Raw genomic sequence first — 23,027 nt, 5'->3', positions numbered from 1 at the left:
GGTCATTTCATTTTCTAGGGGAATGTGGATACTTTCCCGTCTTCGAAATTTGAAGTGCATACTACACACCATGCCCGACCCCCAGGCTCCCATAGGCATATTCGACTCCGGAATCGGCGGACTCACCGTAGTAAAAGCCGTGCGCGAGGCCCTGCCCGGGGAGGATATCATCTACTTCGGGGATACCGCCCGCGTGCCCTACGGCATCAGTCGGAGGAGACCGTCCGCGGTTATGCCCTACAGATTACCCGTTTCCTGCTGGAGCGCGAAGTGAAAATGATCCTTATCGCCTGTAACACGGTGTCGGCCTCGGCCAAGGAGCATATCATCGAGGAGGCAGGCGAAATCCCGGTACTGGACGTAATTACGGCAGGTACGCGCGCCGCGCTGGAGGATTCCACCAGCCGGCACATCGGGGTTATCGGCACCCTGGCAACCGTTGGCTCCGGGGCCTACGAAAAGGCCATCCATACCCGGGAATGGGATATCAGAAAGTCAGCTCCGAGGCCTGTCCCCTGCTTGTGCCGCTGGCCGAGGAGGGGTGGACCGACAACCAGGTGGCCCGCGACACCCTCGACATCTACCTGGAAAGGTTTGAAGAAAGCGATATCGACAGCCTCATCCTGGGCTGCACCCACTATCCCCTCTTCAAGAAATCCATCCGGCAGGCGCTCAGCAACAAGCAGATCCGCCATCATCGATTCCGCCCAATCCATTGCGGACATGTCTCGTGACATGCTGCGGGACCTGGACCTGCTCAATCCCGCCGAGGAAGGAACCTTCGAGTGTTACGTCAGGCGACCGCCCCCAGCGCTTCCAGCAACTGGCCGAGCGTTTCCTGGGCTCCCCCATTCCCGACGTGCACATCGGCCAGCTGGCCTGAACGTCAAAGCGGGTACCGGGACATTACAGCAGCTTGCTGGCCAGGTTGGCCAGCTCGGAACGCTCGCCCTTCTCCAGGTTGATGTGCGCGTAGAGATCGTTGTCGTGCATGCGATCCACCAGGTAGGAAAGCCCGTTGCTCTGGGTATCCAGGTAAGGCGTATCAATCTGGTAGATATCGCCGGTAAAGATAATCTTGGTGTCCTCCCCGCCCGGGTGATGATGGTCTTCACCTCGTGCGGGGTCAGGTTCTGCGCCTCATCCACGATGAAGATGATATTCGACAGGCTGCGTCCCCGTATGTAGGCCAAGGGGATGATGCGCAGCTTCTCGGTCTCCACCATCTCCTCGATCTTCTGGTACGGCTTGCTGTTCTCCGGGTACTGGTTCTTGATAAAGGAGAGGTTATCCCATAACGGCTGCATGTCAGGGTCGATCTTGAATGGATGTCCCGGGAAGATAGCCAATGTCCTTGTTGCTGAGGGGCACGATGGGTCGTGCCAGGTAGATCTGTCGATAGTTCCGACGCTGCTCCAGGGCCCCCGCGAGGGCGATGAGCGTCTTGCCGGTGCCGGCCGCACCGGTAACGGTCACCAGCAGGTTTTCCGGGTTCATGATGGCCTGCAGCGCGAAGGTCTGCTCGGCGTTGCGAGGCTTTACGCCGTATGCCGTGGTCCGTTTTACCGGCTCGATGCACTCCGTCCGGGCATTGTAGTAACCCAGGGCGGAGCTTGAATGGTTTTTCAGGATGAAGAAATCGGTTGCTGCCCGGTTTTTCATCGGTGACTTCCTTCACGTCCAGGGAACCCGATTCGTAGAAACGATCGATGATTTCGGCTGAATCGAAACTGACCTCGGACTTGCCTTTGTAGAGATGATCGATGTCCTTTACCCGAACCGTCTCGTAGTCCTCGGCCTGTATATTCAGCGCCCGGGCCTTGATGCGCAGATTGATGTCCTTGGAGACCAGGATCACATTCTTGCCCGGCTCGTCCTCCATCAGCTTCAGCACGCTGTTGAGAATGCGATGGTCGTTCTTCCGGGTGCCGAACACCTCGGAGGCATCCGTGGAACGTCCTCGTCCTTGAGCACGCGCAGCTTGCCGTGAGTCTCCCCGTTGAGGGATATCCAATGCTGAAGCATGTTCTCGTTGGAAATCTTGTCCAGGTAGCGTATGAACTCGCGGGCGTGAAGATTGATGACGTCGTTGCCCTTCTTAAACGTGTCGAGTTCTTCAAGGACGGTGATGGGGATAGCGATATCGTTCTTCCGGAAGTTGGTTACGGCGTCGTGGTCGTAGAGAAGGACGGAGGTATCGAGGACGTAGATCTTCTTCTGCTTCTTGGCTCGCGGCATAGAGATCGTTTTAGGGGTATGTAGGTCGTCTGCGTGTCAGGTGCTTAATCAACGATATACATTACGCCCCTCATAAGCAATAGACCGGGCAGGCTTGTCGCAATTATTACGAACAGGAGGCTGCCATCGAGACATGCAAAAAGACCTGCCTGCAGGCGATCGGCCCTCAGCATTCGAATTTGCGGGTATTCCGGAAATTATCCCACGATGACGCACCCGGTGTGCCTAGATCCCTGAGAAGTGGTGGAGGGCAATGGAAAGGGAAATGGCAGCGTTCAAACTTTCAGCCAGTTCTCGATTCCCGGTTCGCGATATATGTAATTCAGTACCTGCACCCTCTAAAAGACTCTCCCTAATGCCATGAGCCTCGTTTCCGACAACAAGAAGGTTGTTGCCGGAGGGCTGCACCGACTTGAGAGGCACACCCTCGCTTGCGCCTGAAAGCATCCATATTTTCCATTTGCGGGCTTCAATTGCGGGAAAACCTCCTCGAGCTCACCGTTCATCCAGGGCAGGCAGCCCGTTGAGCCGGCCGTGCCGCGCACCACCTTGGGATGGTAGAGGTCCACCGTCCCCTTCCAGCAGATAATTCCCGCGGGCACCGAACCAGACCCCGAGCGCACGATGGTTCCCAGGTTGCCGGGATCCTGAAGGGCGTCAATGGCGAGTACCGGACCCGCTCCCGCGGCAAGTTCATCGGCGCTGGCTTCGGCCGGAATTTCGCACAGTGCCAGGATGCCCTGGGGGGACTCCGTGTCGGCCACGTCCAGAAATGTACCGGAGTCGATCATCGAAGATGAGACCTTACCGGAGTGACGATTCCACGGGTCCCGCTCCCAAAGTTTGAGGTCCTCATCAAAAAAGAGTTCGCGTACGGCCAGAACCCCGTTCTCGATCACCTGGTCGACCGCCCGTTCTCCCTCCACAAAGAACAGGCCCTCCTGCTCCCGGTACTTTTTGCGGTTCAATTTTCGAAGCAGGGTGAGTTGACGGTTGGACGCGTGTTTCATTTAGAATCAATTTGAAGCTTTGTTATTATTCGAAACGGCAAGAGACGAGCACCTGCCCGTCCTGCCCAGAAACACCGAAAGTATCCGTATCTTAGGCGCGATATGCGACCAACAGGCACCCGAGCAATGGAATTCCTCAAGAAACTAGGCATCGAAGGCACCAATCCCGGAACCAGTACCGGACAGAAGTTCATGGGAGATGAATCCCCTGAAGCCCTGTCCAGCAAGACACCCATCGACGGATCCCACATCGCCGACGTCACCCTGACTACCCGCAAGGAATACGACAAGGTGGTGGAGACGGCGCAGGAGGCCTTTGAGGAGTGGCGCTCCGTCCCCGCCCCCAAGCGCGGGGACATCGTCCGCCAGATCGGCCTGGAGTTGCGCAAGCATAAGGAAGACCTGGGCAAGCTGGTCTCCTACGAAATGGGCAAAATCTACCAGGAGGGCCTGGGCGAGGTGCAGGAGATGATCGATATCTGCGATTTTGCCGTGGGTCTCTCCCGCCAGCTTTACGGCAAGACCATGCCTTCGGAACGCCCCAGCCACCGCATGCAGGAGCAGTGGCACCCGTTGGGCATCTGCGGGGTGATCACGGCATTTAACTTTCCCGTAGCCGTCTACAGCTGGAACGCCATGATCGCGGCCGTCTGCGGGGACGTGATGATTTGGAAAGGATCGGAAAAAACGCCGCTCTGCGGCATCGCCGTACAGAACATCATCGCCAAGGTCATCAAGCGCAACGACCTGCCCGAAGGCATATTCAACCTCGTCACCGGCGGACGGGAGACCGGCGAGTGGCTGACTGAGGACGAGCGCATCCCCCTCATATCGGCTACCGGATCCATCCGCATGGGACGCCAGGTCGCCCAGACCGTGGGTGCCCGCCTCGGCAAAACCATCCTGGAGCTGGGCGGAAACAATGCCATTATCGTTTCCGAGCACGCCGACCTTGAGATGGCGGCCCGCGCCACCGTCTTCGGCGCCGCCGGCACCTGCGGACAGCGCTGCACCTCCACTCGCCGCCTGATCGTCCACGAAGATGTATTCGAACGGATGAGAGACCGCCTGGTGGAGATGTACAAGACCATCAATATCGGCAACCCCCTTGACGAAAAACCCTCGTCGGTCCCCTCATCGACGAGCAGGCCGTCGACAGCATGCAGCGGGCCTTGAGAGAACTCAAGGAGGCCGGCGGCGAAGTGATCTACGGCGGAGAGACCGTCACGCCCAAAAAACTGGAGGGCGGTCACTACGTGCGCCCGACCATCGCCGTCGCCGAGAACCACTACGACATCGTCCGGGAAGAGACCTTCGCCCCCATCCTCTATCTCATAAAATACCACGACCTGGACGAGGCCATCGCCAAGCACAACGGCGTGACGCAGGGACTCAGCTCGGCCATGTTCACCCTGAACATGCGGGAGGCCGAGACCTTCCTGAGCGCGGCCGGCTCCGACTGCGGCATCGCCAACATCAACGTAGGCACCAGCGGGGCCGAGATCGGTGGTGCCTTCGGCGGGGAAAAGACACCGGCGGGGGACGCGAATCGGGCTCCGACGCCTGGAAGGCCTACATGCGCCGTCAGACCAACACCCTGAACTGGGGCGACGAAATGCCGCTAGCCCAGGGCATCGAGTTCGACGTGTGATCCTTAGCTTGCAGCTACCGGCTGCTTTCATGACAGGCCATTTGTTGCCAAATGGCGCCCGCTGCGGTATATCGTGGAGAACGCTACTCCATTAAATGCTACGGGACGATATATTTGCGATCGTTTTGTATCCCTGTCCTGCTGCTGGTTAAATACAAAGGGGGTTGACCGGGGTCCCCTACAGTATGCTCACCGACACACCTGCCGAGAGAATCTGCTTGATCTGTACCTCGCGGGAGTAGTCCCGGTCGTAGAGCATCACGAAATGAAAGGACATATCCATAAAATCGTTGATCTCGCCGACGATCTCGTTGTTAAAGTACACATCGGTGTTGTTGAAACTCTCCTGAAGGTTGGTGAAGGTCTCCACCGATGAGATCACCCGAATGTTGGTGAACAACTCCTTCTCAAAGTTGAGGGCCAGGGCGTAGCCGGGCTCGAAGCGGAAGGTGTCGCCGGACTCCAATCCGTAACGCGTGGCGAGGGTGTCATCGGCCACGATGGTCTCCTTCATGGCCAGGCCGGCCTCGGCGCTGAAATAATTGGCCGGACTGTAGGCGATACCGGCAATCTGCGTAAAGTAGGCCGGGGCGAAGAAGTTAGAGATCAGCTTCGGTGGATCCTCTCCGTAATTATAGCCCGCATCGAACTGGGTGCTGAAATTGATGTTGGCGAAGGCGCTCCAGTGGTCGTTGGCAAACTGGAAGTTGAACTTGTTGTTGACGGCGACGCGGTCGTTGGTCTTGCGAGTCTCCTCCCCGTCCAGTCGCGCCTGGCCGTACTGCAGGTTGGTGGCGAAGGCGTAGGAGAAGGCGTTTCGGCGGTACATCAGGTTGAAGACCGTCGAGGCGGTCACGCTGAGCGTATTCACGCCGCCGCCGCTCCAGTTGTCGTAGGCCGCCTGTGCGCCGTTCAGTCCCCCCCTCCATTCGGCCGCCCAGCCGTCGAGGGTGTCCTCAACCACCACGGTCTGGTCGATGCGGGACATGTCACGGATGGAGATGTCGTCTTCCGCCAGGATTTTTCCAATTTCGATGGCTTCCTGCGCCATCAGCGCCGATGGGGCCAGCAGCACGGCCATGAAGATGGCAAGGGCCCGGAGTGTTGAAATGCTCATTCGCAGTCTGTGGGTATGAATGGAAGGTGTGGAGTGCCGGCTGAATTTTCGTAGGCGAAAATACCCTTTTTTCGCCTATTCTTAAAACCTGCCGGGCATCTAGACGCCCCTGGTCAGCTCCACATTCCGGATGGCGTCCTCCTCCACGTTGACCCGCACGTGCTCGTTCAGCTTGGTGGGAATGGTGAGACCGCAGAACTGCGCCTCCACGGGCATTTTGCGGTGTCCCCGGTCGATCAGGGTGACCGTATGCACTTCCTTGGGCTGGAGGCGTTCGGCCAGCAGCGAGAGCGCCTGGAACATCGTATGGCCGGAGAAGATCACGTCGTCCGCCAGCACGATGAAATGGTCCTCGTCCGGATCTTCCCCGGTGAGGGCGCCCTCCTCCAGGTCGAGCTGCCGAACCATGACCTCCGTGTCGTAGAGGGGCGAAAGGTACTCGGCAAGCCTGCGCGCCACCACGTGACCGCGCCGGTTGATGCCTATAAGCATAACGGGGAGGGCGGCGCGGTTGGCCTCGGAGATCTGGAAGGCGATGCGCTTGAGGGAGCGCTGCACCCGGTCGCCGTTCATCAGTATCTCGCCGTGTTCTGCATCCATACCGGTTAACCAGTTGTAAGGTTTGGGTGTTGATGGCACCTATTCATAGGGACCGTTTGCAGCCATGCCCCCTGCCGTAAGGCATTTTAACCAATATCCCGCAACATAAAAAGAGGTGACCGGCATGCGCCGCTCGCGCCTTCCCTACCGTGAGACCCTCCTGCACTGGGTCTGGCGGCACCGCCAATTCCGGACCGGCGGCCTGCGATGCGACCGCGGGGAGTCCATCACCGTGTACCATCCGGGACGGCAGAACCGCAGCGACGGACCCGATTTCCTCGGCGCGCGCCTGTCCATTGGCACGCTGACGTGGCACGGAGACGTGGAGCTGCACTGGAGGGCCAGCGACTGGTACGCCCACGGCCACCACGACGATCCCCACTTCAACGGGGTGGTGCTGCAGGTGGTTTGCGAGGGGCGAAGGCGGCGTCCCGCCCGAAGGACCGACGGCTCCCGCATCCCCACGCTCTACCTTCGCCCCCACCTGACAGCGCCGCTGGGCCACTTCCTGGAGGCCTGCTCGCGTCCCCATCCCCTGCCCTGCAGCGGCCTGCTCGGGGAGCTGCCCCCGGAGGTGTTCCAGGCCCAGATGGAGCGGGCCGGGGCCCTCTACTTCATCCGGAAGGTGGAGGACACCCTGCGCTGGCTGCCTCAGGGATTGCCTCCCGAGAAGGCCTGGAAGCATATGACGGGCAAGGCCCTCTTTGACGGACTGGGCATCGAGCACAACCGGGATGCCATGCGGGATCTCTTCGACCTCGCCTTTGCGCCGAAGTCCGCCGGGGGGATATCCCGGCGACTCCCGGCCGTAGAGGATGCCGGTGCGGCCCGCCCGGAGGGGCCCGCGAGCCGACTGGAGGCGCTGGCCCGTCACCCTTCCCTGCGCTGGAAACACCGCGGCTGCCGCCCGGCCAACCATCCACGGCATCGCATACGCCAGGCCGCCGCCTGCTGGGCCCCACTGGAGCAGATGCCGCTGCAACGCCTACGAGGAGGAGACCCGGAGCGGATATGGCGGGAGCTGCTGGACGAGGTGCCTGAGGACGGGCGCCCCGGTGCAGAGCGCGCCTCCATCCTCTACGCCACGGTCTTTCTGCCGGCCCTCTATCTGCTGGGCGAGCGTATGGGGCCGCCTTCGCTCATGCGCCGGGCCCGCCGGGCGTGGGAGGCCTGCCGTCCCCTGGTGCCCGACGAGCTTCTGGTGCCCTTCGCCCTCACCCAGCTCCCACCGGAACTCTACCGGCGCCGCCTGGGGGCCGTCTACCAGCTCCGTCACTTCTGTCGAGGACGCCGCTGTGAGGATTGCAAGGTGTTTCAGACCGCAATTAATCCTTGATATGGAATGGGTAAATTCATATCATCTGAATCTGTCAAAAATGGCATTATTGCCCGGTCGTCTAATGGCAGGACACCTGGTTTTGGTCCAGGCAGTGGGGGTTCGAATCCTCCCCGGGCAACACAACAATATGCATAAGAGGATGACTGCGAAGCCATCCTTTTCTTTTATTCTCAACTTTTTAGCCTGAGCCTTCGGTGGACACACCCCTCGCAATATTTGCCGGAAGAAGCAATCTTGCTCTTTCGCGGGCCATCGCTGAGCACTACAGCACGGATCTCGGGCAGGTTACCATCAAGCCGTTCTCCGACGGCGAGCTCTATGTGAAGTACGAACAGAGCATCCGCGGAGAAGACGTCTTCGTGGTGCAGTCCACCACGCCGCCCGGCGACCACATCATCGAGCTTCTGCTGATGCTCGACGCCGCCAAGAGGGCATCGGCCAAGCGGGTCACCGCCGTCATCCCCTATTTCGGCTATGCGCGGCAGGACCGCAAGGACCAGCCGCGGGTGTCCATCGCGGCCAAGCTTATGGCGAACCTGCTCGCCGAGGCAGGCGCTGACCGCATACTGACGATGGACCTTCACGCTTCGCAGATCCAGGGCTTTTTTGACATTCCGGTCGATCACCTATATGCCAGCAGGCTCTTTATCGATCATTTTTCCGAGCACCCCATCCAGAACCTGGTGGTGGTGGCCCCGGATGTGGGAAGTCTCAAAATGGCCCGCGCCTACGCCAAAAACCTGGGTGCGCGACTGGCTTTTATTGACAAGCGCCGCCCCAAGCAGAACGTGGCGGAGGTAATGAACATCGTCGGCGAGATCACCGACAAAAACGTGCTGATCGTGGACGACCTGATCGATACGGCCGGCACGCTGACCAATGCAGCCTCCGCCCTCAAGGAACGGGGCGCCAACAAGATTATCGCAACCTGTACGCACCCCATACTTTCGGGGCCGGCGTACCAGCGAATCGAGGATTCGCCCATTGATGAGTTGCTGGTCACCGATACCGTACCGCTGCGCAAGCCCTCGGCCAAAATCAAGGTGCTGAGCGTTGCCGGCATATTCGCCGAAGCGGTACAGCGTATCCATACCAACGACACCATCAGTGCACTTTTTGACGACTAATACTAACGTTTAACGTATCATGACGACTCCAGATGTAGTAGAATTGCAGGGCGAGCTCCGCGAAACGGGCCGCAAGGCGGCCGACGCACTGCGCGATTCCATGCGCGTGCCCGCTGTGCTTTACGGCCCTGAAACCGAGGATAACATTCACTTCTCCATCGACGAACTTGAACTGGAGAAAATTCTCTCGGTCAGCAAGCGGCAGATTATCGAACTCAAGATCGACGGGGATACCTACAAAACCCTGCTCAAGACCGCCGACTTTCATCCCATTTCCGACCGTCCCACGCATGTGGACTTTTACGAACTGCATGAGGATCACAAGGTGACCCTCAGCATACCCATCCGCACCACCGGCACCCCGGTGGGCGTGACCGAGGGCGGCGGACGGATCTTTCAGCCCATGCACATCCTGCGTATCCGGGTCTTCCCGGACCGCATCCCCGGCGACTATACCGTGGATATCGGTGAGCTGGAGATCGGCGACTCCCTCCACGTGGAGGACCTTGAGCTAGAGGGCATTGTGCCCCTGGACGACCTGGGAAGAACCATCGTAACCATACGTCCCCCGAAATCCGAAGCCCTGCTTACCTCTTCCCTCATCACCGAGGAACCCAGCGAGGAAGAGCTCGAAGAGGGCGAAGAACTGCCCGAAGGCGAGGAACTGCCAGAAGGCGAGGAGGCACCCGAAGGTGAAGAGGATGCCGAAGGAGAGGACAACGAAGAAGCGACCGAATAGGCCGCCAATCCCAGTCCACGCCACCTTCACATGCTGCTCATTGCAGGCTTAGGGAATCCGGGACCGGAATACGCCGGTACCCGGCACAACATAGGATTTGAGCTGTTGGACCGGCTGGCTTCGTCGCTGTCGGTTCGAATGGGGCCTGGCAAAGGCCCTTTTCATGTAGGCAGGGGACGCCACGCGGGTGAAACCCTCGTGCTGCTGAAGCCCACCACCTACATGAACAAGAGCGGGACCGCCCTGCAGCAGGCCCTCAGCTGGTACAAGATCGATCCGGACCACTGCCTGGTCTGCTACGACGACCTGGACCTGGACCTCGGCACGGTCCGACTCCGTGCCAGGGGAAGCGCCGGGGGACACAACGGGATGAAAGACATCATACGCATGCTGGGCACCGATGCCTTCCCGCGTCTTCGTATCGGCATCGGCAGCGATTTTCCCGAGGGCCGTCAGGTCGACTACGTGCTCTCGCGCTTCGACAGCGGGCAGCAGAAGATTGCACGCGAGGCGCTGGAACGGGCCGAAGACGCGGTCCTCTTCTTTTGCAGGGAGGGAATCGAGGCGGCCATGAATGCCTTCAACTGACTTTGAACCATCGACGCCGACATCAAACGCTGACACCTAACCAAACCAAGACATGAATACCTTACTGACCTATCTGATTCCGATCAGCGGTGTGCTCGCTTTACTGTACACCGTGTACAAATCATCCTGGGTAGGCAAGCAGGATGCCGGAACCGAAAAGATGAAGAAGATCAGCTTGCATATACAGCGCGGCGCCATGGCCTTTTTGAAGGCCGAGTACCGCGTGCTCGCGATCTTTGTGGCCGTGGTCGCCGTAATCCTGGCCCTGAGCGCCAACCCGGTGACCTCCCACTGGATGGTGGCCGTCTCCTTTGTGGCGGGCGCCTTCTGTTCGGGACTGGCCGGTTTCATCGGCATGCGCGTGGCCACCAAGGCGAACGTACGCACGACTCACGCCGCGCGGACCGGACTGGGACAGGGTCTGAATATCGCCTTTGCGGGCGGCTCGGTCATGGGAATGGGCGTGGTTGGCCTGGGCGTGCTGGGGCTCAGTCTCCTTTTTATCATCTTCGGACAGTACTTCGGTTTGGGTGACATGTCAGCCGTCAACAAGGTACTGGCCGTCGTGACCGGCTTTTCCTTCGGCGCCTCCTCCATCGCACTGTTTGCGCGTGTGGGCGGCGGCATCTACACCAAGGCTGCCGACGTGGGGGCCGACCTGGTAGGCAAGGTGGAGGCCGGCATTCCCGAAGACCATCCCCTGAATCCCGCCACCATCGCCGACAATGTGGGCGACAACGTGGGCGACGTGGCCGGCATGGGTGCCGACCTCTTTGAGTCGTACGTGGGCTCCATCATAGGCACCATGGTGCTGGGCGCCGCCTTCATGGCCGCTCCCGGCTGGAGCGACGCTTTCAACGGCATGTCCGCCGTGCTGCTGCCCCTGGTGCTGGCCGGCACGGGCATCCTCACCTCCATCATGGGCACCTTCTTCGTGCGTGTGAAGGAGGGCGGCAACCCCCAGAAGGCCCTGAATATCGGGGAGTTCGCCTCTGCTGTCGTCATGCTGGTCGCCTCCTACCTGATTATCCACTGGATGCTGCCGGCAAGCTGGACCTTCAAAGGTATTGAATACACCCCGAACGGCGTCTTCTTCGCCACCGTCTTCGGACTAGCAGCCGGATTGCTGATCGGATTGATTACCGAGCATTACACCGGCACAGGCACCGGCCCGGTAACCAGCATCGTGAAACAGTCGCAGACCGGCTCGGCGACCAACATTATCGCCGGAGTGGGCGTGGGCATGATGTCCACCGCCATCCCCATTGTGATTATCGCCACTGCCATCATCGGCGCCTACCACCTTGCGGGCCTTTACGGCATCGCCATCGCCGCTGTGGGCATGCTTTCGAACACAGGCATACAGCTGGCCGTGGATGCCTACGGGCCCATTTCGGATAACGCAGGCGGTATCGCCGAGATGTCGGAACTGCCCAGCGAGGTGCGCGAGCGCACCGACAAGCTGGACGCGGTAGGCAACACCACCGCCGCCATCGGCAAGGGCTTTGCCATCGGATCGGCGGCCCTGACCGCGCTGGCCCTCTTCGCCGCCTTCATCACGGCCTACGAAACCGTGAATCCCGGCGTCGACGTTTCGATCAGCGTGACCGATCCCTTCGTGATGGCCGCCCTCTTCGTGGGCGCCATGCTGCCCTTCCTCTTCTCGGCGCTCTCCATGAACGCTGTGGGACGTGCCGCGATGTCGATGATCGAGGAGGTGCGCCGCCAGTTCCGCGACATTCCCGAACTGAAGGCCGGTCTCGACGCCATGAACCGCAACAAGGGAGAGAAATTGGAAAACTGGTCGGAAGAAGACCGCAAGGCTTTCGAAGCGGCCGACGGGAAGGCCGAGTACGAGAAGTGCGTGGCCATTTCCACCACCGCCTCCATTCGTGAGATGGTGGCTCCCGGCGTTCTCGCCGTGGCGGTGCCCGTGCTCTTTGGTTTCGTACCGGGATGGGTCTCATCAGACCCGACCATTGGCGCAGAAATGCTTGGAGGACTGCTGGCGGGCGTGACTGCCTCCGGCGTGCTGATGGCTCTCTTTCAGTCCAATGCCGGCGGCGCATGGGACAACGCCAAGAAGATGATCGAGGAGGGATTTGATGCCGACGGCACGATGCTGACCAAGGGCTCCGACGCCCACAAAGCCGCCGTCGTGGGAGACACGGTGGGCGATCCCTTCAAGGACACCTCCGGTCCCTCCCTCAACATTCTGATCAAGCTGATGTCGGTCGTGGCCCTGGTCATCGCGACGATGATCTAGGTCCGGCGGCCATCCCTGGGCCTGACCGGGACGTACCCGGCGGGCTGACCGAATTTCGAGAGCAGCGGTCATTTCTGGCCGCTGCTCTTTTTTTGGGCGGTTATTTTGGGTGGACGGGGCGGTGTGATTTCCTCACGGTGCAGAGCCGTGGCCTGAACAGTCCGCCGAGGATCATTATCTTACCCTCCCCTGTCTGGGGCTTGAAATCGAATACCCGAATTTGTGTTTTTACCACAACCTGCGCTGTGTTCTTCTACTGCTGTGACACGCATACGCAGGCAGGGCCGGCCTCCTTTGTGAAAAATTCACAAATTCAGGGGAAGGTTTTTGGAGCCTGTGGGAGCCCCCCCCCGTCCAGCACGATATCCACAGCACGGGACCTGAGAAAACAAATAGTCACCCGATAAAACTAAGGCCATGCAGATACTGAAGCTTTTTTATAATCATGACCTGCGCCTGGACACCCTTGCGAAACGAAACGCCAACAAGACCGAAGAGGAGGTGGAGGCCACCCTGCAGGATTTCATGAAGCCCACCCCCACCTACTCCAAGTTCTACCTTACCGCCACCGACCTGGAGGGCGAGCGCTTCGGCCTCAACGTACTGGAGAGCCTGGAAGACCTGCTGGATGGACTGGACGATGCGCTGGGGGCCGCTTCCTATCGCACGCACCGTGCCCGGGCTGACTGCCTGTCCGATCTGCTGGAGCAGGCGGAGACAGGCGAGGCCATCCTGATCACCCCATTGAAAGCAGCTCCAGACCGGGAAATTCCCGACGCCCAGCTCTCCGCCGTCAACCTGGAAGCCGACTCCAACGTGGGGCACCACAAGGAGGAGCTGCGCGATATGCTGCTGGCAGGCCACCGGGTGCTTTACAAGGAGCAGGCCCACCACGGCTACGATCTGCACCTGTTCTCCAGCGACAATCTTTACGCGGACCTGTTCCCGGTCTTCCGGAGCCGGATTTCCGACAGCCTGCGCCTCTTCAGTATCAACAGCAAGCGCATGCGCTCCGAGCGGCACTTCTATTTCGAAACATGGAGCCTGGACCAGCCGCCCCACGGCGCCGAGGAGGTCTTCCCGGACACGCAAATCTGAGGCGGGGTTCCAGGTGGAACTGACCCGGCCAGGTACAGCCTATTCGAACTCGGCCAGCATTAGGAGCCGGCTGCTCTCTTCGGGATCGTAGCTGCCTCCCTCGTAGTCTCCGTACACCTGCCGTATGCGCAGTCCGCGTTCTCCCAGCTCCTCCCTGAACCAGTCCAGCGTGTAGAGCTTGACCCGTTCGGCGTAGTGGCGGGGTTCCTCCAGGCGGTCTCCGCTGAAGGTGATTTTCTTGAAAATCATGTCGTTCTCTATATAGCGGCGGATCTCGTACTGAATGCCCTCGTACTCCCCGCTGTCCTCGGGCCGGTAGGAGCGGCGAACCAGGGGGGCGTTCAAAAAATCGACGACAAAAATACCGTCAGGCTCCAGCATGGAGGCCACACTGTCAAACACCCGCGCATTTTCCTGATCGGAGCGGAAATATCCGAAGGTGGTAAACAGATTCAGAATGGCGTCAAACCGCTCCTGCAGAGGCTCGCGCATATCCCGCACTTCGAAACGCAGGTTCTCCAGGCCTTTCTGCTCCGCTTTTCTGCGGGCGGTCTGAACGGCGGTCTCCGAGAGATCAATACCGACCACGCAGTAGCCGCGTTCGTTGAGACTAATGGAATGACGGCCCCGCCCGCATCCCAGGTCGAGTATGGTCTCGCACCGGTGGAGGTTCATGGTCTCCTCCAGCAGGTCGATGAGGCGTGTGGCCTCCTTCTGGTCCCTGTTGGCGTAGAGCCATTCGTAAAGGGGACTGTCAAACCATTTTTCGAACCAGTTCATCCGTCTTTCGGGCTTTGCGTGCAATTTCGGAGCGAATATAACCAAATGACCCGAGGTAAATAAAAAGAGTGTCTTTACGGTAATATTTTCAAAATACCTCAGGTTTTATTTACTTCTGATTAACACTGTTAACCTAAGTACCCGGTTACCGCCCGATTTCTTTGGTAGAACATCCCATCGGGCTAATAATGTAAGCCCGTGAATTACCGCGGGGCGCATAACGGCAACTGCACGGCTGCTCAACGCCTGCACCGTTGCACCTCACGCAAAAATCTGATCATCAACATCTAAAGGAGATCTCATGCGAAGAATCATAGCTATTCTGGCACTGGTGCTGTTCGGATCAAGCAGCGCATTTGCCGGCGGGTTTTCCATCTACGAGGCAAGCATGCGCGCCAATGCGCTCATGGGTGCATTCACGGCTTTCGCCGACCACGCCTCCACCATCTACTATAACCCCGCCGGCCTGGCCAACCTGGACGGCATACAGATCGCCGGCGGCGCTACTGTCATCGCTCCGCGCTCCAGCTTCCGGAACCTGGGTCCTCTTGCCCCGGCCGGGCAAAAAGTGAATATGGAGAAGCAGAACTTCCTCGTGCCCAACCTGTACGGCACCGCGCAGATTACCGACGGCCTGACGGCCGGCATCGGAGTCTACGCCCCCTTCGGCCTGGGCACCAAATGGCCGTCGGACTGGGTGGGACGAGAGCACTCCATCGAAGCCGAAATCCAGACCCTTTTCGCCAACCCTGCCGTAGGCTATGAGCTGCCCGACTTCGGCTTAGGCGACATCAAGGTGGGGGCCGGACTCATGATCGCCTTTCACGGGGAGGTCACACTCAGCCGCGCCGTAAGCACCTTTACACCCGAAGGCACCTTCTCGCTTGAGGGCGAACTTAAGGAACCGGCATACGGGTATAACCTGGGACTGCTCTACGAACCCGTTGACCGGGTCACCCTGGGATTCACCTACCGCAGTTCGGTGACCACCGAGTACGAAGGCGAAGCCACCTTCACCAATCTGAACGTGGGCTTTCCCGATGAGGCCGGCGGGAGCGCCGAGATCGAGCTGCCCGCCAGCTGGGTGGCCGCCCTGAACGTGGAAATCATGGACGGGCTGCGCGCCGAAGTGGATTACGTCTGGTGGGGCTGGTCAAGCTACGACGAGCTGGCCTTGCAGTTCGACCAGGTCATTCCCGCCCTGGGCGGCGACGAGCTTGTGAACGAACGGAATTTCCAGGACTCCTGGCAGATCCGCGGCGGCATCGAATACACCGGCTTCGGGGTCCAGGGACTCACCCTGCGTGGCGGCTTGGCCTACGACAAGAACCCCATCCCGGACGAATACCTTGACCCTACCCTGCCCGATTCCGACCGGCTGCTCTTCTCCGGAGGACTCACCTACGCGCTGACGCCTGCGGTGGAGGTGGATGTCGCCTATATCTTTATCCGCGCCAAGGAGCGCCGTACCACCGAATCGCCGATGAGTCCCGATGGCGTCTACAACACTTACGCCCACCTCCCCGGTATCGGACTGACTTTGAATCTCAAATAACGAACGCAGGAGACCAGCCCCATGAAAAATTTCTCAGCCAGAACAACCACCCTGCTCACGGCGCTGCTTCTCATGCTGGCCGCCGGGTGCGAGGATTACAACGACCTGAACCTGGAGCCCGTACCCACGGGCAATGCCGACTTCAGCAGCTACGTTGCCGTGGGCAACAGCATCACCGCGGGCATTCAAAACAACGCATTGTACGAATCGGCCCAGCAATACACCTACGCCCATATGCTGGCGCGTCAGGTGCGTCGCTCGGAGTCCTTCTCCCAGCCGCTGATCAGTGATCCCGGCATCGGCGAGCGCATCGAGCTGACCAGCCTCGATCCCCTGGCAGTGCAGCGCAACCAGCAGCAGGGCCAGCCCTACACCCAGGAACAGAAGCCATTCAGCAACCTGGGCGTGCCCGGCGCGGTGCTTGTGGATTTCACCAATCCCGGCAACCAGGGACAGTTGAAGGAACGGGCCACCAACCCCAACCACCCCGCCTTCAACCCCTTCTACAGCATCGTGCTGGAGGGTTCGGAGCTTCAGAAGGACGCCCCGAACGTCTTTAACCAGCTGGCCAAGCAGGAGCCCACCTTTGTGACCTTCTGGATGGGTAACAACGACGTGCTTGGATACGTGCTGGACGGCGGCGAGGGACGCGCCATCACCCCGCCGAACCAATTCAGCCAGCTCTACCAGGCCTCCGGGCAGGCACTCGCCTCCACCGGGGCCGACGTGGTGGTCTACAATATCCCCGACGTGACCACCATCCCCTTCGTCTTCTACCTGCGGCTTCAGCTGCAGCAGCAGGGGCTCATCCGACTGAACGATCCCGACAATGAGGGTCCACAGCCTGCGAGATATGAACTGTTCGACCAGGAGTCGGGCAACTGGTACGACATATACATCGAAACCGACATCGGTCCCCGACTGATGCTGCAGTACGATTTCCCGATCCTGCTCGCCCAGACCTACGTGGCACAGGTGCAGGCCGGCCAGGTGGCGCCACCCATCACTCCGGGCAACGCCATCCCCGACCATCTGGTGCTTGACGGACCAGCGGGCGGTCCCCTGGGAAGCTCCGAACTGGAGCAGGCCGCAGGCGCCGTACAGCAGTATAACGCCGCCATCCAGGGCGTGGCCTCCGCCAACAGCTTCGCGCTGGTGGACATCAACGCCACCTTCGCCCAGATCTCCGAGAACTTCCAGACCAGCGGCGGAACCGGGGGCTACTCCTCCGACGGGCTCACCCTGCGTCCCGTACCCGGCGAGCTCTTCAGCTTTGATGGGGTTCACCCCTCCAACCGGGGACACGCGGCCGTGGTCAACGAAACCATCGAGGTGATCAACAACACCTACGGCGCAAGCATCCCGCCGGTGGACGTGAGCGTCATCCCCGAGGGACTGCCGCAGGCAGACAAGCCTGTCCAGACCGCAAGCAACTGAACCTACCCGGAATCTAATCATACGGCCCCCTTCGAAAAGCTCGATCGGGGCCGTTTTTTATGGGTTGCGGCAAAGGTGCCTTCCCACCCAAATAGGCTTTCCATCTTTGCCGCATTCTTATTATATTTGTTTAGATCAATTATAAATAGAAGGCATTCGGTCAGGCATCATGTTTCCACTCAACACCACCAAGGCGGGCGAGAAGATTGACATCTGTTGCCTGAGCTGCGATTGCCAGCAGGCCTGCCGTCTTCGTGAAATGGGCTGCGTGGAAGGTGTGGAAGGCAAAATCATCTCCAACCAGTCCCGTGTAATCATCCAGGTCGGTGACACCCGCCTTGCCATCAACAGCGATCTGGCCCGCAGCATCCTGGTAAGCCCCAAGAAGTAAGATGAGCTCTCTCCTTTCCGAGCGTACCGATCCGGGTACTTCCCGCATCAAGGACATTTCAGGACCCGAAGCCGTACGGCTCATGGAGATGGGGCTCACCCCCGGCAGAAAGATCGAGGTGGTCCGCACCGCGCCCATGGGCTTCCCCATTGAAATCAAGGTGCGCGGCTACCTGCTTTCGCTCCGGGAGTCCGAAGCCAAATGCATCACCGTAGAATAAGAGAGGCCCTTCTTGCAGCAGTCCCTTGACATCGCGCTCATCGGCAATCCCAACACCGGGAAGTCCACCATATTCAACGGACTCACCGGCATGAAGCAGAAGATCAGCAACTACCCGGGCGTGACCGTGGAGCGCAAGGTGGGGCGCATGACCATTGACGGCACCGAGCACCGGGTGATCGACCTTCCGGGGACCTACAGCCTCAACCACAAGAAGGTGGACGAGAAGATCACCTACCAGACCCTCATCGGGGAGTTTGAGCACGAGCGCTCTCCCGACCTGGCCATGGTGATCCTGGACGCCAGCAACCTTGACCGCAACCTCTACCTGGCCACCCAGGTGATGGACCTGGGCATTCCGATGATCGTGGTGCTCAATATGATGGACATCGCGGAGGACCGCGGCCTGGGCGTCGACCCGGAGCGCATCAGCGAGACCCTGGGCGTGCCGGTGGTACCTGTGGTGGGCAAGCGCAGAAAAGATATTGAAAAGCTAAGGCAGGCGGTGGCCGGCCACGACCTCTCCCGCCCCGAACCCCTTCGCTGGCAGTCTGACGACGCCATGAACAGCGCCATCGAGATGATCACCGAAAAGTGGCTGGAGTCCTACACCGACCTGCCTCCCCAGTCCCACCCCATCGAGGCCCTGCGTCTGATCAGCGACAACCAGCTCTCCGACGCATTCAAGAACCATCCCGACCGCGGGAAAGCGGACGAAATTGTGGCCGAAGCGCGGAAGCTTATAGAAAACAATGGCGGCAATCCTTCGGCCGACGAGGTACTGGCGCGTTACAACTTTATTGAACAGTGCACCGATGGACAGGAGGATGAGTCGGCCGGGGAGGACACCCTCACCGACAAGATCGACGCGGTGGTGACCCACAAGGTGGCCGGACCCGTGATCTTCGTGGGCATCCTGATGGTGATGTTCCAGGCCATCTTCAGCTGGGCCGAGCCCTTCATGAACATGATCGATCTGATCTTCGTGCAGGCCGGCAACTGGCTTTCGACCACCCTGCCGCCCGGCATGCTGAACGACCTGCTGGTGGAGGGCGTGGTTGCAGGACTCGGGGGCGTGGTGATCTTCCTGCCGCAGATCATGTTCCTCTTTCTCTTCATCTCCATTCTGGAGGGCACGGGCTACATGGCCCGCGCCGCCTTTGTGATGGACGGGGTGATGACCAAAATTGGACTTCACGGACGCTCCGTGGTGCCGCTGATCTCCGGCTTTGCCTGCGCGATCCCCGGCATCATGGCCACGCGCACCATCGACAACTGGCGCGACCGCTTCATCACCATCATGGTGCTCCCCTGGATGGCATGTTCAGCACGCCTGCCGGTCTACGCGCTGATGATCGCCGCCTTCATACCCGACCAGACCCTCCTGGGCTTTTTCGGGCTGCAGGGACTCACCTTCTTCGGACTCTATTTTTTCGGTATCGTGATGGCCGTACTGGCCGCCGTGCTGATCAAGCAGTTCTTTCCCACTGGCGAGCAGACGCCCTTCATGATGGAGCTGCCCAGCTACAAGATGCCCAAGTGGAGCGACGTCTTTAAAAACATGTTCGAGCGAGGCTGGGTGTTCGTTACCCAGGCGGGCAAAATCATCATCGCCATCTCCATCGTACTCTGGTTCCTGGCCTCCTTTCCCGAAGTGGAGGTGCCGCAGGACGTGCAGCAGGCCCAGACCACCACGGAGACCTCCTTCAACGCGCAGACTTCGCCGGAATCCTACAAGCTCAAGAACTCCTATGCCGGCATGCTAGGACAGGCCATGGAGCCGGTCATCGCCCCCCTGGGCTTCGACTGGAAGATCGGCATCGGCCTGATTACCTCCTTCGCCGCACGCGAGGTGGTGGTGGGTACGCTCAACACCATCTACAGCGTGGAGGGCGACGGCGAGGTGGTCACCCTCCAGCAGAAACTGATCAACGACGTGGACCCCGAGACGGGCGAGCCTGTATTTACGACGCTTACGGCCCTCTCGCTGATGATCTTTTTTGCACTGGCCATGCAGTGCATGAGCACCCTGGCCATCGTCAAGCGGGAGACCAATACCTGGAAATGGCCCATCGTGATGTTCGTCTATATGACGGCCTTTGCCTATCTCTGCTCGTTACTTACCTTTCAGGTGGGTACCGCACTCGGCTACGGCTAATTCCAACCCAAACCCCGACGCCATGCAGACCGTACTCTCCATCACGCTCCTGGTTGCCGCAGTTGGCTTCATGGCCTGGACCTTCGGCGGCAAAAAACTCTACGAGAAGGTGACCGGCACGCAAGAGAAGGAGAACTGCGGACCCGACTGCAAGTGCGGCTGAACAGGCGGCCTTCCATTCTGAATTTCCCCTCGCTCTTTGTAACTTCCGCTGGAATTCAAAATCCAGCGAATGTCCTATAGCGAAAAACTGAGGTGCGCCGTCACCGAGGCAGAATCCTGCCTCTGCGTGGGACTCGATCCTCACCCGGAACTCCTCCCCCCTTCCCTCCATAGCACCACGGACAGCCCGGCCGAACGCGCCGGTTTCTTCCTGAAGCGGGTGATCGAACTGACCGCCCCCCACTGCGCCGCCTTCAAGCCCAATCTGGCCTTTTTTGAATCGATGGGACGCAGGGGACTGGATATCCTGGGGGAGGTGATCGAGGCCATCCCTCCCGGCAAGATCGTCATCGCCGACGCCAAGCGCGGGGACATCGGCTCCACCGCCGCCCACTACGCCAAAGCCTGGTTCGAGCAGTTTGCGGTGGACGCCCTCACGGTGAGTCCCCTGCTGGGTTTTGAGACGCTGGAACCCTTCGCCGGCTATCCCGAAAAAGCGCTCTACGTCCTCACCCTCACCTCCAATCCGGGCGCGGACGATTTTTTCGCCCGGCCCTTCGCAGGGGAGGAGACCATGGCCGCCTACATCGCGGGCGAACTGGCCCGCCGCCAAGACGCCGGCGGCACGGCCCTGGGCATGGTGCTGGGGGCCACCCGTCCGCGCGACCTGCGTGCCCTGCTCTCCGCCCATCCCACAGCCCCCCTCCTGCTGCCCGGCGTGGGCAGCCAGGGCGGAAGCATATCCGACCTGGTGGAGGTGCTCGCCGGCCACCGCGGCATCCCGCTGGTTTCCTCCAGCCGCAGCATCCTCTTTGCCGGCGGGAAGGAGGAGAACTGGGAGGAATCCGTCGCCGCCGCCGCCCAATCGTACAGGGAACAGCTCCAACCCATCACTGCCTCCTATGTCTGACGCCCGCAAGCCCACCGTTCTTCTCTACACCGACGGGGCCTGCAGCGGGAATCCAGGCCCGGGCGGCTGGGCCGCACGCCTGGAGTGGCGGGGCCAGGTCAAGGAGATCTCAGGCGGAGAGCCCCACACCACCAACAACCGCATGGAGATGCGGGCCATCATCGAGGGACTCAAAACGCTCAACAAGCCCTGCCGCGTGGAGGTGTGCAGCGACAGCGCACTTATCGTGAACGCCTTCACCAAGGGATGGATCGAGAGCTGGCAGCAGCGCGGCTGGCGCAAGTCCGACAAGAAGCCTGTAGAAAACCAGGAACTCTGGAAAGAGATGCTGGCGGCCATGGACGACCACAAGGTGAAATGGACCAAGGTGAAGGGACACGCCGACGATGAGCGCAACAACAGGGTGGACGAGCTGGCCGTGCAGGCCTACCAGCAGTACCTCACCTGATCCCGAGCAACAAGCAGCAAGTACTGTTTACCGACAGACCGGACTCAGGATTGAGCCGAAGGGTGATCGATGTTCAGGTAATAACGCGTATATCTCCTTTCCCCGGTTCGCCTGAACGCGCCCATCTTCACCAGGTCCTGCAGATCCCGGGTTGCCGTTGCCCTGGACGTCCCCGTGATGGAGAGATAGTTGTCCGCACTGAGTCCCCCCTCGAAACCTGATATGCCCTCCCGGAACATCCGGTTCACCACTTTGGCCTGGCGCTCGTTCAGCAGGTCCAGGTAGGAACGATAGAATTTCCCCTTTTCAACCAGAAAGTCAATGGTGCTTTGCGTGCGATCCTGGGCATCCAGGACCAGCCGGCAGAAATAGGAGAGCCACGCCGAAATCTCCATGCGTGCGGAAGCCTGCTGAAGGGCACCGTAATAGGCCGTTCTCTTCTCCTCTATGGTGGCGGACAGGGCCAGGAGGGGCGGACGTCCCGCGTGCTGGGCCAAGGCCATCTCGGAGAGCGCTCGCCCAATACGGCCGTTCCCGTCCTCAAAGGGATGAATGCTTTCAAAATAGAGGTGGGCGATGCCCGAACGCACCAGGGCCGGCAGGGAATGCTCCCCATCGGGGCGGGTTCGGTTGAACCAATGGATGAACCATTTCATTTCTTCGCTCACCCTCGCGGAGGGAGGCGCCTCGAAATGGACCTTCGGGCGATTCATGGAACCGGATACAATCTGCATGGGATCGGTGTGGATCCGGTAAGCCCCCACCTTTTCCAGGTCCTTGCGACCCTTCATAATCATGCTGTGCCACCTGCAGAGCAGTTCACGGCTGAGCGGAGCCTCAAAATTCCGATAGAGATTCACCATCATTTCCGACACGCCCTGCTCAGCCGGAGAAACGTCCTGATAATCGGCCTGAAGCCCGAATTCCTTTCGGATGGATGATAGCAGGGAGTCACGACGCAACAGTTCACCCTCTATTTCGGACGTTTTATAGGCCTCATCGCTGAGAAGTTCTATTCTGAGCAATTCCTGCTCTTCCTCGCCGAGATGCTTTAAACTTCCGACAAATATTCCGTCTTGTTGCAGAAACTGCTTTTCGTAGTCTGCATAGGCATTCAGCTCGTAGTCGAACTTCGGCCAATCGCTATGTTGCCAATTCCACGCCATGAGTTATAGGTTTGTTTTCTATAACTCA

26 protein-coding genes, 1 tRNA gene and 3 pseudogenes are annotated in these 23,027 nt (G+C 59.8%); 21 read left to right on the top strand and 9 right to left on the bottom strand.

What is annotated here, in order from left to right:
• Nucleotides 1–70 precede the first annotated feature (70 nt).
• From U5K31_01455 to U5K31_01440, 4 genes and pseudogenes are all read left to right on the top strand, one after another.
• Nucleotides 71–274, top strand: coding sequence for a hypothetical protein (locus U5K31_01455; protein MDZ7771399.1), 204 nt, complete (start codon nucleotides 71–73; stop codon nucleotides 272–274).
• 2 nt (nucleotides 275–276) lie between these two features.
• Nucleotides 277–420 (top strand): annotated as a pseudogene (locus tag U5K31_01450) (glutamate racemase).
• Between the two features lie 59 nt (nucleotides 421–479).
• Nucleotides 480–734, top strand: coding sequence for a hypothetical protein (locus U5K31_01445; GenBank protein ID MDZ7771398.1), 255 nt, complete (start codon nucleotides 480–482; stop codon nucleotides 732–734).
• Nucleotides 731–883, top strand: a complete 153-nt coding sequence (locus U5K31_01440) for a hypothetical protein (protein ID MDZ7771397.1) — start codon at nucleotides 731–733, stop codon at nucleotides 881–883. Before U5K31_01445 ends, U5K31_01440 begins: the two co-directional genes overlap by 4 nt.
• A 253-nt stretch (nucleotides 884–1,136) precedes the next feature.
• On the opposite strand, the pseudogene U5K31_01435 reads toward U5K31_01440, so the two are convergent.
• From U5K31_01435 to U5K31_01415, 5 genes and pseudogenes are all read right to left on the bottom strand, one after another.
• Nucleotides 1,137–1,307, bottom strand: a pseudogene (locus U5K31_01435) (PhoH family protein).
• A 1-nt stretch (nucleotide 1,308) separates the two neighbouring features.
• A complete protein-coding gene (locus tag U5K31_01430; GenBank protein ID MDZ7771396.1) occupies nucleotides 1,309–1,662 on the bottom strand; it encodes a PhoH family protein in 354 nt (117 codons plus the stop codon).
• Nucleotides 1,663–1,843: 181 nt separating this feature from the next.
• Nucleotides 1,844–1,894 (bottom strand): annotated as a pseudogene (locus U5K31_01425) (hypothetical protein).
• A complete protein-coding gene (locus U5K31_01420) occupies nucleotides 1,888–2,238 on the bottom strand; it encodes a PIN domain-containing protein (protein MDZ7771395.1) in 351 nt (116 codons plus the stop codon). Before U5K31_01420 ends, U5K31_01425 begins: the two are co-directional and overlap by 7 nt.
• 338 nt (nucleotides 2,239–2,576) lie before the next feature.
• The gene (locus tag U5K31_01415) at nucleotides 2,577–3,248 is read right to left on the bottom strand and encodes a hypothetical protein (GenBank protein ID MDZ7771394.1); all 672 of its coding nucleotides are present in this window, start codon (nucleotides 3,246–3,248) and stop codon (nucleotides 2,577–2,579) included.
• 126 nt (nucleotides 3,249–3,374) lie between these two features.
• Here U5K31_01415 and U5K31_01410 point away from each other — a divergent pair, with 126 nt between their 5' ends.
• Nucleotides 3,375–4,424 (top strand): aldehyde dehydrogenase family protein, encoded by a 1,050-nt coding sequence (locus U5K31_01410; GenBank protein ID MDZ7771393.1) that lies wholly within the window; start codon nucleotides 3,375–3,377, stop codon nucleotides 4,422–4,424.
• Nucleotides 4,421–4,849, top strand: a complete 429-nt coding sequence (locus U5K31_01405; GenBank protein ID MDZ7771392.1) for an aldehyde dehydrogenase family protein — start codon at nucleotides 4,421–4,423, stop codon at nucleotides 4,847–4,849. Before U5K31_01410 ends, U5K31_01405 begins: the two co-directional genes overlap by 4 nt.
• 228 nt (nucleotides 4,850–5,077) lie before the next feature.
• Here the strand turns inward: U5K31_01405 and U5K31_01400 are convergent, their stop codons facing one another.
• Entirely contained in the window at nucleotides 5,078–6,016 is a 939-nt protein-coding gene (locus tag U5K31_01400; GenBank protein ID MDZ7771391.1) for a DUF3078 domain-containing protein, read from the bottom strand.
• A gap of 99 nt (nucleotides 6,017–6,115) precedes the next feature.
• Nucleotides 6,116–6,616 (bottom strand): phosphoribosyltransferase family protein, encoded by a 501-nt coding sequence (locus tag U5K31_01395; GenBank protein ID MDZ7771390.1) that lies wholly within the window; start codon nucleotides 6,614–6,616, stop codon nucleotides 6,116–6,118.
• A 124-nt stretch (nucleotides 6,617–6,740) separates the two neighbouring features.
• Here U5K31_01395 and U5K31_01390 point away from each other — a divergent pair, with 124 nt between their 5' ends.
• The 7 genes from U5K31_01390 to U5K31_01360 all read left to right on the top strand — a co-directional run bounded on the left by U5K31_01390 (nucleotide 6,741) and on the right by U5K31_01360 (nucleotide 13,773).
• Entirely contained in the window at nucleotides 6,741–7,952 is a 1,212-nt protein-coding gene (locus U5K31_01390) for a DUF2851 family protein (protein MDZ7771389.1), read from the top strand.
• A gap of 50 nt (nucleotides 7,953–8,002) precedes the next feature.
• Nucleotides 8,003–8,073: transfer RNA gene (locus U5K31_01385), tRNA-Gln, on the top strand.
• 76 nt (nucleotides 8,074–8,149) lie between these two features.
• Nucleotides 8,150–9,082, top strand: coding sequence for a ribose-phosphate pyrophosphokinase (locus tag U5K31_01380; GenBank protein MDZ7771388.1), 933 nt, complete (start codon nucleotides 8,150–8,152; stop codon nucleotides 9,080–9,082).
• 19 nt (nucleotides 9,083–9,101) lie between these two features.
• Nucleotides 9,102–9,821, top strand: a complete 720-nt coding sequence (locus U5K31_01375; protein MDZ7771387.1) for a 50S ribosomal protein L25 — start codon at nucleotides 9,102–9,104, stop codon at nucleotides 9,819–9,821.
• 30 nt (nucleotides 9,822–9,851) lie between these two features.
• Nucleotides 9,852–10,409, top strand: a complete 558-nt coding sequence (pth, locus tag U5K31_01370) for an aminoacyl-tRNA hydrolase (protein ID MDZ7771386.1) — start codon at nucleotides 9,852–9,854, stop codon at nucleotides 10,407–10,409.
• Between the two features lie 52 nt (nucleotides 10,410–10,461).
• Nucleotides 10,462–12,675 carry a sodium-translocating pyrophosphatase gene (locus U5K31_01365; GenBank protein ID MDZ7771385.1) on the top strand — a complete coding sequence of 738 codons (2,214 nt, stop codon included), beginning with the start codon at nucleotides 10,462–10,464 and terminating at the stop codon, nucleotides 12,673–12,675.
• Nucleotides 12,676–13,092: 417 nt separating this feature from the next.
• On the top strand, nucleotides 13,093–13,773 hold the full coding sequence (locus U5K31_01360) for a hypothetical protein (protein ID MDZ7771384.1): 681 nt from the start codon (nucleotides 13,093–13,095) through the stop codon (nucleotides 13,771–13,773).
• Nucleotides 13,774–13,812: 39 nt separating this feature from the next.
• On the opposite strand, the gene U5K31_01355 is transcribed toward U5K31_01360, so the two are convergent.
• A complete protein-coding gene (locus tag U5K31_01355; GenBank protein ID MDZ7771383.1) occupies nucleotides 13,813–14,553 on the bottom strand; it encodes a class I SAM-dependent methyltransferase in 741 nt (246 codons plus the stop codon).
• 301 nt (nucleotides 14,554–14,854) lie between these two features.
• On the opposite strand from U5K31_01355, the gene U5K31_01350 reads away from it, so the two are divergent.
• From U5K31_01350 to rnhA, 8 genes are all read left to right on the top strand, one after another.
• A complete protein-coding gene (locus U5K31_01350) occupies nucleotides 14,855–16,108 on the top strand; it encodes an outer membrane protein transport protein (GenBank protein MDZ7771382.1) in 1,254 nt (417 codons plus the stop codon).
• 21 nt (nucleotides 16,109–16,129) lie between these two features.
• Complete coding sequence (locus tag U5K31_01345; GenBank protein MDZ7771381.1) at nucleotides 16,130–17,545, top strand: SGNH/GDSL hydrolase family protein; 1,416 nt, start codon at nucleotides 16,130–16,132, stop codon at nucleotides 17,543–17,545.
• Nucleotides 17,546–17,714: 169 nt separating this feature from the next.
• Nucleotides 17,715–17,936, top strand: a complete 222-nt coding sequence (locus U5K31_01340) for a FeoA family protein (GenBank protein MDZ7771380.1) — start codon at nucleotides 17,715–17,717, stop codon at nucleotides 17,934–17,936.
• Nucleotide 17,937: 1 nt separating this feature from the next.
• Nucleotides 17,938–18,156 carry a FeoA family protein gene (locus U5K31_01335; GenBank protein ID MDZ7771379.1) on the top strand — a complete coding sequence of 73 codons (219 nt, stop codon included), beginning with the start codon at nucleotides 17,938–17,940 and terminating at the stop codon, nucleotides 18,154–18,156.
• A gap of 12 nt (nucleotides 18,157–18,168) precedes the next feature.
• Complete coding sequence (feoB, locus tag U5K31_01330; GenBank protein ID MDZ7771378.1) at nucleotides 18,169–20,313, top strand: ferrous iron transport protein B; 2,145 nt, start codon at nucleotides 18,169–18,171, stop codon at nucleotides 20,311–20,313.
• 22 nt (nucleotides 20,314–20,335) lie between these two features.
• Nucleotides 20,336–20,476 carry a hypothetical protein gene (locus U5K31_01325; GenBank protein MDZ7771377.1) on the top strand — a complete coding sequence of 47 codons (141 nt, stop codon included), beginning with the start codon at nucleotides 20,336–20,338 and terminating at the stop codon, nucleotides 20,474–20,476.
• A 69-nt stretch (nucleotides 20,477–20,545) separates the two neighbouring features.
• Nucleotides 20,546–21,385, top strand: coding sequence for an orotidine-5'-phosphate decarboxylase (gene pyrF / locus U5K31_01320; GenBank protein MDZ7771376.1), 840 nt, complete (start codon nucleotides 20,546–20,548; stop codon nucleotides 21,383–21,385).
• Nucleotides 21,378–21,833 (top strand): ribonuclease HI, encoded by a 456-nt coding sequence (gene rnhA, locus U5K31_01315; protein MDZ7771375.1) that lies wholly within the window; start codon nucleotides 21,378–21,380, stop codon nucleotides 21,831–21,833. The genes pyrF and rnhA overlap by 8 nt, the downstream gene beginning before the upstream one ends.
• A gap of 44 nt (nucleotides 21,834–21,877) precedes the next feature.
• On the opposite strand, the gene U5K31_01310 is transcribed toward rnhA, so the two are convergent.
• The gene (locus U5K31_01310) at nucleotides 21,878–22,999 is read right to left on the bottom strand and encodes a Fic family protein (GenBank protein MDZ7771374.1); all 1,122 of its coding nucleotides are present in this window, start codon (nucleotides 22,997–22,999) and stop codon (nucleotides 21,878–21,880) included.
• Nucleotides 23,000–23,027: the final 28 nt, after the last annotated feature.

The organism is Balneolaceae bacterium (assembly GCA_034521445.1).
GTDB lineage: Bacteria > Bacteroidota > Rhodothermia > Balneolales > Balneolaceae > JAXHMM01.
The sequence above is the reverse complement of the archived record's forward strand: the minus strand, read 5'-3'. Positions and strand labels throughout refer to the sequence as shown.

Bases quoted from the DNA above. Each gene is read 5' to 3' on its own strand.
- U5K31_01455 (MDZ7771399.1), top strand. From the start codon at position 71: ATGCCCGACCCCCAGGCTCCCATAGGCATATTCGACTCCGGAATCGGC.
- U5K31_01445 (MDZ7771398.1), top strand. From the start codon at position 480: ATGGGATATCAGAAAGTCAGCTCCGAGGCCTGTCCCCTGCTTGTGCCG.
- U5K31_01430 (MDZ7771396.1), bottom strand. From the start codon at position 1,662: ATGAAAAACCGGGCAGCAACCGATTTCTTCATCCTGAAAAACCATTCA.
- U5K31_01420 (MDZ7771395.1), bottom strand. From the start codon at position 2,238: ATGCCGCGAGCCAAGAAGCAGAAGAAGATCTACGTCCTCGATACCTCC.
- U5K31_01415 (MDZ7771394.1), bottom strand. From the start codon at position 3,248: ATGAAACACGCGTCCAACCGTCAACTCACCCTGCTTCGAAAATTGAAC.
- U5K31_01410 (MDZ7771393.1), top strand. From the start codon at position 3,375: ATGGAATTCCTCAAGAAACTAGGCATCGAAGGCACCAATCCCGGAACC.
- U5K31_01400 (MDZ7771391.1), bottom strand. From the start codon at position 6,016: ATGAGCATTTCAACACTCCGGGCCCTTGCCATCTTCATGGCCGTGCTG.
- U5K31_01395 (MDZ7771390.1), bottom strand. From the start codon at position 6,616: ATGGATGCAGAACACGGCGAGATACTGATGAACGGCGACCGGGTGCAG.
- U5K31_01390 (MDZ7771389.1), top strand. From the start codon at position 6,741: ATGCGCCGCTCGCGCCTTCCCTACCGTGAGACCCTCCTGCACTGGGTC.
- U5K31_01375 (MDZ7771387.1), top strand. From the start codon at position 9,102: ATGACGACTCCAGATGTAGTAGAATTGCAGGGCGAGCTCCGCGAAACG.
- pth (MDZ7771386.1), top strand. From the start codon at position 9,852: ATGCTGCTCATTGCAGGCTTAGGGAATCCGGGACCGGAATACGCCGGT.
- U5K31_01365 (MDZ7771385.1), top strand. From the start codon at position 10,462: ATGAATACCTTACTGACCTATCTGATTCCGATCAGCGGTGTGCTCGCT.
- U5K31_01360 (MDZ7771384.1), top strand. From the start codon at position 13,093: ATGCAGATACTGAAGCTTTTTTATAATCATGACCTGCGCCTGGACACC.
- U5K31_01355 (MDZ7771383.1), bottom strand. From the start codon at position 14,553: ATGAACTGGTTCGAAAAATGGTTTGACAGTCCCCTTTACGAATGGCTC.
- U5K31_01350 (MDZ7771382.1), top strand. From the start codon at position 14,855: ATGCGAAGAATCATAGCTATTCTGGCACTGGTGCTGTTCGGATCAAGC.
- U5K31_01345 (MDZ7771381.1), top strand. From the start codon at position 16,130: ATGAAAAATTTCTCAGCCAGAACAACCACCCTGCTCACGGCGCTGCTT.
- U5K31_01340 (MDZ7771380.1), top strand. From the start codon at position 17,715: ATGTTTCCACTCAACACCACCAAGGCGGGCGAGAAGATTGACATCTGT.
- U5K31_01335 (MDZ7771379.1), top strand. From the start codon at position 17,938: ATGAGCTCTCTCCTTTCCGAGCGTACCGATCCGGGTACTTCCCGCATC.
- U5K31_01325 (MDZ7771377.1), top strand. From the start codon at position 20,336: ATGCAGACCGTACTCTCCATCACGCTCCTGGTTGCCGCAGTTGGCTTC.
- pyrF (MDZ7771376.1), top strand. From the start codon at position 20,546: ATGTCCTATAGCGAAAAACTGAGGTGCGCCGTCACCGAGGCAGAATCC.
- rnhA (MDZ7771375.1), top strand. From the start codon at position 21,378: ATGTCTGACGCCCGCAAGCCCACCGTTCTTCTCTACACCGACGGGGCC.
- U5K31_01310 (MDZ7771374.1), bottom strand. From the start codon at position 22,999: ATGGCGTGGAATTGGCAACATAGCGATTGGCCGAAGTTCGACTACGAG.